This window comes from Geodermatophilus sp. URMC 61 (assembly GCF_052931555.1).
The window spans coordinates 62,383-74,339 of the sequence record NZ_JBRFHZ010000002.1 but is presented as its reverse complement, the minus strand read 5'-3'; the positions used below and the strand labels follow the sequence as shown (position 1 = coordinate 74,339).

The 11,957-nt window shown below is 75.2% G+C and carries 12 protein-coding genes; 7 read left to right on the top strand and 5 right to left on the bottom strand.

The features are described 5' to 3' along the window. Window positions 1–4: 4 nt before the first annotated feature. The 4 genes from ACU610_RS00390 to ACU610_RS00375 form a co-directional block, all read right to left on the bottom strand. Window positions 5–634: a hypothetical protein gene (locus ACU610_RS00390; RefSeq protein ID WP_446765752.1), complete on the bottom strand. Its 630-nt coding sequence runs from the start codon at window positions 632–634 to the stop codon at window positions 5–7. A 23-nt stretch (window positions 635–657) separates the two neighbouring features. Next, a complete protein-coding gene (locus ACU610_RS00385) occupies window positions 658–1,620 on the bottom strand; it encodes a hypothetical protein (protein WP_446765751.1) in 963 nt (320 codons plus the stop codon). 99 nt (window positions 1,621–1,719) lie between these two features. Further along, window positions 1,720–2,067: a helix-turn-helix domain-containing protein gene (locus tag ACU610_RS00380; protein ID WP_446765750.1), complete on the bottom strand. Its 348-nt coding sequence runs from the start codon at window positions 2,065–2,067 to the stop codon at window positions 1,720–1,722. Between the two features lie 933 nt (window positions 2,068–3,000). Beyond that, window positions 3,001–4,026, bottom strand: a complete 1,026-nt coding sequence (locus tag ACU610_RS00375; RefSeq protein WP_446765749.1) for an LLM class flavin-dependent oxidoreductase — start codon at window positions 4,024–4,026, stop codon at window positions 3,001–3,003. A 215-nt stretch (window positions 4,027–4,241) separates the two neighbouring features. Here ACU610_RS00375 and ACU610_RS00370 point away from each other — a divergent pair, with 215 nt between their 5' ends. Next, the gene (locus tag ACU610_RS00370; protein ID WP_446765748.1) at window positions 4,242–6,167 is read left to right on the top strand and encodes a putative bifunctional diguanylate cyclase/phosphodiesterase; all 1,926 of its coding nucleotides are present in this window, start codon (window positions 4,242–4,244) and stop codon (window positions 6,165–6,167) included. Here the strand turns inward: ACU610_RS00370 and ACU610_RS00365 are convergent. Then, window positions 6,164–6,985 carry an SGNH/GDSL hydrolase family protein gene (locus ACU610_RS00365; RefSeq protein WP_446765747.1) on the bottom strand — a complete coding sequence of 274 codons (822 nt, stop codon included), beginning with the start codon at window positions 6,983–6,985 and terminating at the stop codon, window positions 6,164–6,166. The genes ACU610_RS00370 and ACU610_RS00365 overlap by 4 nt on opposite strands. 58 nt (window positions 6,986–7,043) lie before the next feature. On the opposite strand from ACU610_RS00365, the gene ACU610_RS00360 reads away from it, so the two are divergent. From ACU610_RS00360 to ACU610_RS00335, 6 genes are all read left to right on the top strand, one after another. Then, a complete protein-coding gene (locus tag ACU610_RS00360) occupies window positions 7,044–7,571 on the top strand; it encodes an NUDIX domain-containing protein (RefSeq protein ID WP_446765746.1) in 528 nt (175 codons plus the stop codon). Window positions 7,572–7,633: 62 nt separating this feature from the next. Further along, entirely contained in the window at window positions 7,634–8,146 is a 513-nt protein-coding gene (locus ACU610_RS00355; RefSeq protein ID WP_446765745.1) for a flavin reductase family protein, read from the top strand. Between the two features lie 69 nt (window positions 8,147–8,215). Continuing rightward, entirely contained in the window at window positions 8,216–8,836 is a 621-nt protein-coding gene (locus tag ACU610_RS00350; RefSeq protein ID WP_446765744.1) for an RNA polymerase sigma factor, read from the top strand. After that, window positions 8,820–9,899, top strand: coding sequence for a hypothetical protein (locus ACU610_RS00345; RefSeq protein ID WP_446765743.1), 1,080 nt, complete (start codon window positions 8,820–8,822; stop codon window positions 9,897–9,899). Before ACU610_RS00350 ends, ACU610_RS00345 begins: the two co-directional genes overlap by 17 nt. Then, window positions 9,896–10,900 (top strand): ABC transporter ATP-binding protein, encoded by a 1,005-nt coding sequence (locus tag ACU610_RS00340; RefSeq protein ID WP_446765742.1) that lies wholly within the window; start codon window positions 9,896–9,898, stop codon window positions 10,898–10,900. Before ACU610_RS00345 ends, ACU610_RS00340 begins: the two co-directional genes overlap by 4 nt. After that, on the top strand, window positions 10,897–11,754 hold the full coding sequence (locus ACU610_RS00335; protein ID WP_446765741.1) for an ABC transporter permease subunit: 858 nt from the start codon (window positions 10,897–10,899) through the stop codon (window positions 11,752–11,754). Before ACU610_RS00340 ends, ACU610_RS00335 begins: the two co-directional genes overlap by 4 nt. The last annotated feature ends 203 nt before the right edge of the window (window positions 11,755–11,957 follow it).

Genomic DNA, 11,957 nt, shown 5'->3' with positions numbered 1-11,957 from the left:
CACCTCAGCACCGGCACCAGCGCTGTCCGTTGACGACGATCGACCGTCCCGGGACGGCGCCCGTACCGATCGGCACCGCACGGTTCGGCTGGGGGGCGCGCCGACGGGCGTCGGCCATCCAGGCCCGGTCCGCGGCTCGAGCCCGCTGGATCACGCGGCGGCGCCGGTCCGGCTGGCGCAGCGCCCGGGAGGCGTGGTGTGCAAAGCGGCGGCTCACGAGGTCGAGGGAGACCGGCGCGCCCCGTGAGTAACGCCCGGCCACGTCGGCCGTGGTGCGTCGCACGACGTGGGGCAGCGCCTGGACGTACGGCTTGGCCGCCGGGCTGTTCCACAGCTGCCGGCCCAGCTGCACGGCCCGCTTCGTCAGCTCGGGGACCCAGCGGGCCGCCGCGGGGGCGAGCCGCGCCGCGAGCGCGGGCAGCGCACCGAGGAACGCCTCAGCCTCGGACTCGGACTCCGTCTGCGCGGCCATGGCCGCCAGGTGCTCCATGAGCCGCACCTCGGCGGCGGGGGACGACACCGTCTCGTACTCGACCGTCTCGTACTCGGGGTCGCCGTACAGCTCGTCCTCGAGGTCGCCGTAGAGCTCGTCCTCGCCCTCGGCTGGGAGGAGGTCCTCCATCATGATCGACATCGCTGCGCCTCCTCGGACGGTGGTCAGCCGGTCAGCGCGCCGCGGCGCGCAGGGGGGGTCTGGGTGGCTCGGCGGACGGCCCGCAGGTTGCGCTGCGCGGCTCGGGCGGCTACCCGCGGCTGGGTCAGGGCACGCCGGGTCTGCGTCTGGACGACGCGGCCGACGGTCGCTCTCGTCACGCGCTGCCCGCGGCGGGCACGCCGGACCAGCGGCCGGACGGTCGCCCGTGTCACCGCGGTCGGGAGGATCGTGACGATCGGCTGGGTCGCCCTCCGGCGGCGAGCCATGCGGGTGAGGATGCTGTTGACCTGCACCAGCTTGGGGACGATGTCGGGGACCAGCCGCTGGAGGGTGGCCTGTTCGCGCGGGGTGATCATCATCACGGTCGCGGCCCCGATCAGCGCCTCGGCCTCGTGGGTCGACGGCGTCCGAGCGGCCGCCGCGGCCATCGTCTGGGCGATCGCCTCGTTCTTCGTCATCGGTGCCGCGGGCGACTCGTCCTCGTACTCCAGCTCGAACTCGAGCTCGTCCTCGTACTCGCCCTCCCGCTGGCGCCGGCGCCGCCGGCGGCCGAACAGCCCGCCGATGGCGCTCAGCGCGCTGGGCAGGAACTTCGTGGCCAGGGGTAGCGCCTTGGCGGCGAGCGGTGCCGCCGCGGCGAGCAGCGGGAGGAACTGCTCGTCCTCGAACTCGCCCTCGCCGAGCGTCGTCGCCGTCTCGGTGGTCAGCTCGGTGAGGACCTCGTCCTCGAACTCGTCCTCGAACTCGTCCTCGCCCTCACCCAGGCCGAGTGCACCCCCGAGGCCCTTGAGCAGCCCGCCGATGAACTCCTCGTCCTCGTCCTCGAACTCGGCCTCGTACTCACCCAGCGGGATCTCGGTCGCCGGCTCGGTCAGCAGCTCGTCCTCGTACTCGTCCTCGGGCTCGCCCAGGAGTTCGGGGTCCAGCGTCTCGAACCCGACCTCGCCGTCCTGCGAAACGCTCATGAGGCCCTCCCTCATCGTGCCGATCCCTGGCCTGGCGCGAGATTAGGGAGTAATGGCGTCCCGCCCCATTCACACGTCCGTGGGTCACGCACTCTGGTGTCACATGGACACGGGACACCGGCCCTCGTCGAAGATCCGAGCGACCATGGCGGCCCGGGAATTGACCTCGAGTTTCGAGAAGACCCGCCGCAGATGAGTGCCCACCGTCCATTCACTGATGTCGAGGACGGAAGCGATCATGCGGTTCGTGCACCCCCGGGCGACCATGCGCACGATCTCCTCCTCGCGGGGGCTGAGCGGCACGGCCGCCGGGGCGGGCTGAGCCGGCGCGTCGAGCCTGACCACCTGGCACGGCACACCGTCGACGTCGAACCGGAGGAGGACACCTCCGTCGTCACCTGCACGGATACACAGGAGACGGCGCACCGCCCGGCGCAGGTCGGCCACGACAGCACCGCCGACCTCGTCCGCCTGCTGGGGTCTCGAGCGAGAGGTCGGGCGATCACGGGGTGCGGGGTCGTGGCGGACGCGGGCTCCGGTCTGCCGACTGCCCCCTGCGGTCACTGGCACCGCGGCCACCCCGTTCCCTCTGTCCGGGTCGACGGTGCCGACCCTAACGGGCATGTACTGCGACCTCGTGTCACACGTCCTGAGGACTCGGGTGGCCCACCACGCCCGACGCCATTCCGGGCGCCCTTCCGCACGGTGCACGGAAAGGACCGATCCCTTCCCTGCGCGTGCTCGACGACTCCTCCCCCTGCCACCTCCGGCCGTTTCGGGGTAAACGGCGTGGCCTCTGTCCTGGAAATGATGGGCATGGGCCGTCACGGCGACGTCACGGCCGCGTCATCGCCGCGTCACGGCGCCGGGCAGCCCACCCGCGCCCCCACGTCTCCCTGGGAGTGCGTTCGTCTGCGCGCCCATCCGCCCTCCGTCGCGCGGCGTGCCACGGGTTCCGCGAGTCGGCGAGCAGACACTCGACTGCGTCTCAAGGCCACGACGAGTCCGCCACCAGACCCACCCGCCACCGTTCCTCCCGAGCCCCCGCCACGAGAGGAACCAGGTCATGACCCAGCAGATCGGCCAGCAGGGGTACAACCCGCAGCCGCAGCCCCCGTCGTACGGCCCCTCCGGTCAGGCGGCCGCGCCGTTCGGTTCCCCGCCCGCCGGGTTCGCCAGGTCGCAGACGCCGGCGCCGCCGCACCGGTGCCGTCGTCGCCGGCATAGTGACCGCAGTCCTCGCGGTCGTCGGCCTCGGCGTCGCGGCGCTGTTCCTGTTCGGCAGCGAGCTCGTCGACACCGCCGAGGCCGAGCGCGAGATCACCCGGATCACCGAGGAGCTCGCCGTGGCGCCGACCGGCGCCACCGCGTCCGTGCGTGTCAGGCCCGCGGGCGCCAGCCGATCGCCGGGGCGACGTGGCGGGCGATCGTCTCCAGCAGCCGCGCGTTGTACTCGACGCCGAGCATGTTGGGCACGGTCAGCAACAGGGTGTCGGCCTCGCCGACGGCGGCGTCCTTGACCAGCTCCTCGGCCAGCTGGTCGGGCTCGCCGACGTAGCTCTTGCCGAAGCGGGCGCGCACGCCCTCGAGCAGCCCGACCTGGTCCTCGCCCGAGCGCTCGCCGAAGTACTGCCGGTCGAGATCGCTGGTGATCGGCAGAACGCTGCGGCTCACCGACACGCGCGGCGTCCGCTGCCAGCCGGCCTCGGCCCAGGCGGCGCGGAAGCGGGCGATCTGGTCGGCCTGCAGCTCGTCGAAGGGGACGCCGGTGTCCTCGCTGAGCAGCGTGGAGCTCATCAGGTTCAGCCCCTGACGCGCGGCCCACTCCCCCGTCGCCCGCGTGCCGGCACCCCACCAGATCCGCTCGGCCAGTCCCGGCGACTGCGGCTGGACCGCCAGCTTGCCGGGCACGCCGCCGGTCATCCGCGGGTCGGCGTCGACCAGCCGCTCGCCCCGGACCGCCGCCAGGAACAGCGCGGTCTTCTGCCGGGCGAGGTCGGCGTCCGTCGAGCCCTCCGGCGGCACGTACCCGAAGGCCTCGGAGCCGCGCAGCGCCGTCTCGGGTGACCCCCGGCTGACGCCGAGCTGCAACCGGCCGCCGCTCAGCAGGTCGGTCGCCGCGGCCTCCTCGGCCATGTACAGCGGGTTCTCGTAGCGCATGTCGACCACACCGGTGCCGACCTCGATCCGGCGGGTGCGCGCGGCCATGGCGGCCAGCAGCGGGAACGGCGAGGCCAGCTGCCGCGCGAAGTGGTGCACCCGCACGTAGGCGCCGTCCAGCCCGATCTCCTCGGCCGCGATCGCCAGCTCCACGCTCTGCACGAGCGCGTCCCGCCCGGTCCGCACCTGCGAGCCCGGGATCGGCTGCCAGTGCCCGAAGGACAGGAACCCGATCCGCTTCTCCATCACCCTCACCTCTCGTCGCTCTGCTGCGGTCGAGCGCCGGAGGTTCCGCGCGGATTCCCGACGGGGTAGCGCCACCCGAGCGGGCCCTCCCCGGGCGCCCCAGCCGCCCCACCTGCCACACGCTGCACGCGATGTGACGTTCCGTGATCGATCGACCACGACTCTCCGTCGACCGGTTCCCGGCCTGGACGGGTCCGGTCCCGCACGCTGTCCGGGTGAACCCGAGCGCCCCCGACGTGTCGCGTCCCCAGGAGGGGACCGCCGGCGCCGCCGCCGGCCCGAGGCTCCGCGCCATCGACACCCTGCTGGCCGACCGCGGACAGCTGTTTCGCGCCCTGTTCCTGGCCGCGCCGATCCCCAAGGCCCTGGTCGACCTCGACGGCCACGTGCTCGTGGTCAACGACGCGCTGTGCACGATGACCGGTCGCACGCCCGAGGACATGGTCGGCCGGCACGTCGACCTGCTGGCCCACCCCGACGAGGCCCCGGTCCCCGACCGCGGCGACGGCCCGCTGGACCCCTGGCTGCGCGTCGACGGCGAGCGACGGCTGCGCCGGGCCGACGGCACGGAGCTGTGGGCGACCCAGTCGCACGAGGTCGTCCACACCAGCACCGGGACGCCGCAGTTCGTCGTCCTCTCGCTGGTCGACGTCACCGACCGCCGCCGCGCCGAGGAGGACCTGGTCCGGCGGGCCTTCACCGACCCGCTGACCGGCCTGCCCAACCGGCGGGCCCTCAACGACCGGCTCAACCACGCCCTCGCGCTGTCCCGCCGCCGTGGGCTGCAGGTGGGACTGGTCCACCTCAACCTCGACCGGTTCCAGGCGGTCAACGACGTCCTCGGCAACGAGGCCGGGGACCAGCTGCTCATCCAGGTCGCCGACCGGCTGCGCTGGAGCACGCGCGTCGAGGACACCGCCGTCCGGCTGGGCGGCGACGAGTTCCTCATCCTGGCCGAGGACGTCGAGGACCTCGACGGGCTGCGCACCATGGCCACCCGGCTGCTGTCGGTGCTCGACGACCCGTTCCTCATCGGCAAGCGCGAGATCGTGCTCTCGGCCAGCGTCGGCCTGACCCTCGGCTCCGACGTCGCCCCCGACGACCTGCTCCGCCAGGCGCACGCCGCGCTCGCCCGCGCCAAGGCCGACGGCAGCCGCGCCCGCATCGAGGTGCACGACGGCGGGCTGTCCGACAGCGAGGTCGACCAGCTGCAGCTGGAGGCCGACCTGCGCAACGCCCTGGAGTCCGACGAGCTGCGGCTCTTCTACCAGCCGATCGTGTCCCTGCACGACGAGACGCTGCTCGGCTACGAGGCGCTGATCCGCTGGCAGCACCCCACCCGCGGCCTGCTGCCGCCGGGCGCCTTCCTCGCCGCCGCGGAGGACAACCGGCTCACCTCCCGGCTGGGCGCCTGGGTGCTCCGCCAGGCGTGCCTCGACGCCGCCGGCTGGCCGGCGGGACTGCGGGTGCACGTCAACATCTCGGCGCGGCACCTCGCCGAGCCCGGCTTCGCCGACCTGGTCACCGACGCGCTGGCCGAGTCCGGCCTGCCGCCGGAGCGGTTGGAGCTGGAGATCACCGAGTCGACGGCGCTGTTCGCCGCCGACGCCACCCTGCAGGCGGTCTCCGAGGTCACCGACGCCGGCGTCACCCTCGCCCTCGACGACTTCGGCACCGGCTACTCGGCGATCACCGCGCTGCACCGGCTGCCGATCCACACGGTGAAGATCGACCGGTCCTTCGTCGCCGACGTGGTCACCGAGCCCTCGACCGCCGCGCTGGTGCAGGGCCTGGTGCAGCTGGGCCTGGGCATGGGCCTGCAGGTCATCGCGGAGGGCATCGAGGACCTGGACCAGGCCGACTGGCTGCGCGAGCACGGCTGCGAGATGGCCCAGGGCTACGCCTTCGGCCGGCCGGCGCCGCTGCCCGCCACCATCCCGAGCACCGGGGACGTCGACCTGACCGGCACCCTGCCACCGGGAGAGGTCACCGTGCAGGACGTGCTGGACGGCGAGGCCGTGGTCACCTCCGGGCTGCCGCCGGTGCCCGCCCCCAAGCCGCCGGCGACCCGGGCGATGACGATCGACGAGCTGATCGCCGAGGGCCTGCCCACCGAGGACCGCCGGCTCGACGAGGACTAGGAACCGCCCTCGGGCGCGGAGCGGTCAGCGCGGGGCAGCGCCAGCGGCACCGGCCGCTTGGCTGCGCGGCCGTCCCCCGAGGAGCGGCCGCGCAGCCGCCGGCCGATCCACGGCGCGACGAACCCGCGCACCCACGCCGCCTCCTCGGCCAACGCCGCCCGCAGCGCGCGCGGCGGCTGGGGCGGCAGCGGGGTGCGCCAGTCGTCGACCACCCGCAGACCCAGCGCGGTGGCGGCGGCCAGCGCCGTCCGCCGGTGGCCCTCGGTGGTGAGGTGGATGCGGTCGCTGTCCCACATCCGCCAGTCCTGCACCCAGCCGGCGCCCCACTGGTCGAGGACGACGGCGCCGTGCCGGGCCGCGATCGACCACAGCGAGGCGTTGAGGACCGCGACCCGCCCGCGGGTGCGCCGGATGATCGGCGTCTGCCGCGGGTCCACGCCGGTCGCCAGCAGCACGTCGGCGCCGGCGGCGCGGAAGCGGACGACGGCGTCCTCCAGGTCGGCGGCCAGCCGGTCGGGGTCGGCGCCGGGGCGCAGCAGGTCGTTCCCGCCGGCGACCAGGCTGACCAGGTCCGGCTCGGCGGCCAGCGCGACCGGCACCTGCTCGGCGAGCACCTGGCCGAGCAGCCGGCCGCGGATGGCCAGGTTGGCGTACTCGACCTCGCCGTCGGCCGCGGCCGCCAGGTGCTCGGCCAGCCGGTCGGCCCAGCCGCGGAACTCGTCGGGGCGCTGCGGATCGGGGTCGGCCAGCCCCTCGGTGAAGGAGTCGCCGAGGGCGACGTACCGGCGCCAGGAGGAGCGGGAGGGTCCGAGCTGCACGCCTCCACTCCAGCACGGTGACCGGGCACACAGCCGCCCGCCCTGGGAGGCTGCCCGCGTGCGGACGACGGGCAGCAGGGAGGTCTACCGCAACCCGTGGATCCGGGTGCGGGAGGACGCGGTGGAGCGCGACGACGGCAGCGCCGGGGTCTACAGCGTGGTCGAGAAGCCGCACTTCGCGCTCGTGCTGCCGTACGAACGCGACGGCTTCTGGCTGGTCGCGCAGTTCCGCTACCCGGTCGGCCGCCGGGCCTGGGAGTTCCCGCAGGGCACCTGGACGGCGGGGTCGGACGGCTCGGCGGAGGAGCTGGCCCGCGCCGAGCTGGCCGAGGAGACCGGCCTGCGCGCCGGGTCGCTGCGCCACCTCGGGCACCTGGACCTCGCGCCGGGGCTGTCCACGCAGGAGTTCGACGTCTGGCTGGCCACCGACCTGACCCAGGGGCCGACCGCGCGCGAGGCGACCGAGGCCGACATGCGGTCGGCCTTCGTCAGCGAGGCCGAGCTGCGGGCGATGGTCCGCGACGGCCGGTTCACCGACGGGCCCAGCCTGGCCGCCTACAGCCTGCTGCTGCTCGACCGCCCCTGACGAAGACCCCCGGGACCGGGGACCGCCGGACGGCACGGCCCCACTGTGGTCGACTGGCCGTCATGCCGGTCGACCCCGCCACCTTCGCCGAGGCCCTCCGCCAGTACGCCGCCGGGGTGTGCCTGCTGACCGTCCGCGACGACATCGACGACGTCGGCACCACGGTCTCCTCGGTGATGAGCGTGTCGGCGCAGCCGCCGCTGGTCGCGGTCGGGCTCTCCGCCGGCGGCTACCCGGCGGAGGTGCTCGAGGAGGTGGGCAGCTGCGGGCTGACCGTGCTGGCCGCCGAGCACGCCATCGTGGCCAGCCGGTTCTCCTCGGCCGGGCGGCCCAGCGCCCGCCACCTGCTCGAGTCGGTGCCCTGGCGGCGGGCCGAGGCCAGCGGGGCGATCGTGTTGGAGGGTGGGCTGACCGCGCTGGACTGCCGGCTGGAGCGGCTGGTCGAGGCCGGCGACCACGTGCTGGCGCTGTTGGAGGTCACCGCCGTCCCCGTGCCTGCCCGGGGCGGCGCCCCGCTGCTGCGGCTGCGCGGCCGCTACGTCGACGCGACCGGGGAGCCCTCCGGACGGGCCTGATCGGCCGCGTCGTCCGGCACACTCCGACCGCGGATGTCACATCGGGGGCCCGGGCGGTGCTGTAGGGACATGGAGCTCGTTCGACGCGCGCGGCCCGAGGCCGTCCTGGCCCTCCCGGGCACGGCGCCCCGGGGCGCGACGGACCGGGTCGGGGGGACGGACGGCGGAGCGGTGCCGCGCGCGGCGTCCGGGGCCGTGCGCGCCGACCTCGGCGAGGTGTTCCGCGAGGAGTACGCGCGGGTCGTCGGCGTGGCCGCCCGGGTGCTCGGGTCGCGGGACTGGGCCGAGGACGTCGCGCAGGACGTGTTCCTCTCCTTCGCCCGGTCGTCGGTCCCGGCCGGCGAGGCCCGCGGCTGGCTCTCGGTCGCCGCGGCGCACACCGCGCTGAACCTGCTCCGCTCGGGACGCCGCCGCGCGTCCCGCGAGGAGACCGCCGCCGCGGCGGCCGACGTCGTCGCGCCCGACGTGGCCGACGCCGTCGTGACCCTCGAGGAACGCCGCCGGGTGCGGGCCGCGCTCGCCCGGCTGCCCCGCAAGCAGGCCGTGGCGCTCGTGCTGCGGCACAGCGGCATGGGCTACGCCGACGTCGCGGCGGCCCTCGACCTGTCCCCGGGGAGCGTCGGCACGACCGTGCGGCGCGCCGAGTCCGCACTGAAGAAGGAGCTGGACCACCATGCGTCATCCGACTGAGGGCGTGCTGCGCCGCCTCGTCGACGAGCCGGCCGGGGTCTCGGACGCCGACCGGCAGCACGTCGCCGACTGCCCCGTGTGCCTCGCCGGCCTGGCCGCCGCGCGCGAGGACGCCGCGGCCGTGGGGGCCGTGCTGCGCTCCGACGGCGCCGCCCACCCCGATCCCGCGGCGGCGTGGCGGCGCCTGTCGTCGGCGTTGCCCGCCCCGTCCGTGACGCCGGCACCCGCGCCGGCCCGCCGGCGCAGCGGGTGGCTGCACCGCCCGGCCGCGGCCGCGCTCGCCTTCGCCGTCGTCCTCTCCGGCGCCGGTGTGGCCGCCGCGAACGACTGGCTGCCGATCTTCCGCACCGAGCAGATCGCCCCGCTCGAGATCAGCACCACCGACCTCGTGGCGCTGCCCGACCTGACCGCCTACGGCGACGTCGAGCTGACCGGGGACGACGGCCCGCACGCGGTGCCCGACGCCGCGGCCGCCCGCGCCGAGTCCGGCCTGGACGTCCCGGAGGTGGGCGTCCTGCCCGAGGGCGTGGCGGGTGAGCCGACGTACCAGGTGGTCGGCGAGCTGAGCGGCGTCTTCACGTTCTCCGCGGCGAAGGCCGCCGAGGCCGCGGCGGCGTCCGGGGAGCCCCTGCCGCCGGTGCCCGCGGGCCTCGACGGCAGCCGGGTGCGACTCACCGCCGGTCCGGGGGTCGCGGCGGTCTGGTCACAGCCCTCGGGGCTGCCCAGCCTGGTGGTCGGCCGCGCGGTGGCGCCCTCGGCGTCCTCGTCGGGCGTCCCGTTCGAGACCGTCCGCGACTTCCTGCTCTCGCTGCCGGGCCTGCCTGCCGACGTGGCGGCCCAGTTGCGCACCTTCACCGCCGACGGCTCGACCCTGCCGATCCCGGTGCCGGCCGACCTGGTGGACACCTCGCAGGCGGAGGTCGGCGGCCTGCCGGCCACCGTGCTCGAGTCACGCGACCAGGCCCTGGCCGCCGTGGTCTGGGTCGACGACGGCGTCATCACCCTGGTCGGCGGCACGCTGAGCACCGACGAGGTGCTCGACGTCGCCGGGGACCTGGGGTGAGCACGACCGACGCACCAGCGGTCGCCGGCCCGGGCGACCCCGCCGTCCGGGCCGCGGCGCAGTTGGTCCGCGACCTGCCACCGTCCCCGGCCCTGTGGTGCGACGGCCTGCGCAAGCGGTACGGACGGCGCACCGCGGTCGACGGCGTCTCGCTGTCGGTGGGCCGCGGTGAGGTGGTCGGCCTGCTCGGGCCGAACGGCGCCGGCAAGACCACGGTCATCAAGATGCTGCTGGGGCTGGTCCGGCCCGACGCCGGTGAGGTGATGGTGTTGGGTCGGCCCGGCAGCGACCCGGCCGGCCGCGCCCGGGTGGGCTACCTGCCCGAGCTGTTCCGCTACCAGCCCTGGCTGACCGCGGCGGAGGTGCTCGAGCTGCACGTCCGGCTGGCCGGTGCCGACGTCTCCGGGGACGAGCGGCACGGTTGCCTGGAGCTGGTCGGGCTGGCCGCCCGCGCCGGCGACCGGGTCGGGGGCTTCTCCAAGGGCATGCAGCAGCGGCTGGGGCTCGCCGTGGCGCTGGTCGCCCGCCCCGAGCTGGTGGTGCTCGACGAGCCGACCAGCGCCCTCGACCCGCTGGGCCGGGCCGACGTGCGCGACGTGGTGCTCTCGCTCAGGGAGCGCGGCGTGGCGGTGCTGCTGAACTCGCACCTCATCGGGGAGGTGGAGCGGGTCTGCGACCGCGTCGTCGTCCTCGACCGCGGGCGGGTCGCCGCCTCCGGGACGCTGGCCGAGCTGCTCGGCCAGCGCGAGGTCCGGCTGCACCTGACCGGCGTGGTCCCCGCGGCCGAGGCGCGGCTGGCCGCGGCGGGGCCGGTCGAGCGCGCGGGCGAGTGGTCCACCGTCGCGCTTCCGGCCGACGACGACGGGACCGCCGTGCCCGACCTGGTGCGCGACCTGGTGGCGCTGGGCGTGCGGGTCCACGCGGTGGAGCCGGCGCGGATCAGCCTGGAGGAGCGCCTGCTGGGCATCCTGCGGGCCGGCTCCGGGGACGGCCGGCCGTGACCGCCCGCACGGTGCTCACCGTCGCGGCGCTCACCCTGCGCGAGGCCGCCCGGCGACGGGTCGTCTGGGCGCTCCTGGCGCTGACGGTGGTGCTGCTCGCACTCAGCGCCTGGGGCTTCTCGAAGCTGGTCGGACTGGACACCGAGCTCGGCACCATGACCAGCGGTGAGGCCCGCCTCGTGGCCTCGCTGCTGCTCAACCTGATCATGTTCGGGCTGAGCCTCATCGCGGCGATCGGCACGGCGTTCCTCGCCGGGCCCACGTTGGCCGGGGAGCTGGAGTCGGGACAGGCGCTGGTGATCCTCGCCCGGCCGGTCCGCCGATCGGCCGTCCTGCTCGGCAAGTGGCTCGGTCTGGTCGCCTTCGGCTGCGGCTACGTGGTCCTGGCCGGCCTGGCGCAGATCCTCGTGGTCGGGGTGACGGTCGGCTACTGGCCTCCGTCACCCGCGACCGGGCTCGCGCTGCTGGGCGCGGAGACGGTCGTGCTGCTGACCCTGGCCCTGCTGCTGTCCAGCGTCGTCTCGACCATGGCGTCGGGCATCGTCGCCGTCGGTCTCTTCGGGGCGACCTGGGTCGCAGGCGTGGTCGGTGGGCTCGGCGGGGCGCTGGGCAACGAAGGCGTCGAGAGCGTGGGCACGGTGTCGCGGATCCTGCTGCCCACCGACGGGCTGTGGCGCGGCGCCATGAACGCGTTCCAGGACCCGATCGCGCTCGTCCAGATGGGCCCGGGCGAGGGCGGGTTCCCCTTCCTGAGCGAGGCCGCGCTCTCACCGGCCTACCTGGCGTGGGCCGCGGTGTGGATCGCCATGGTCTGGGGACTGACCGCGCTGTCCTTCTCCCGGCGCGACGTGTGACGCGACCGGCCCCCTGCAGGGTCCCGCCGCTGGCCCCGTCCCGAGGCTCCCCGCGGCCCCGTCCCGGGTCCCGCCCCGAGCCTGCGAGGGGTGGGGAGGACGGGGTCCTTCCACGGTGAGGAGGACGGGCGGCCCCCTGCAGGGTCCCGCCGCGAGCCTGCGAGTGGTGGGGGGCAGGGGGTCCTTCGTCTAGCGTCGGACGC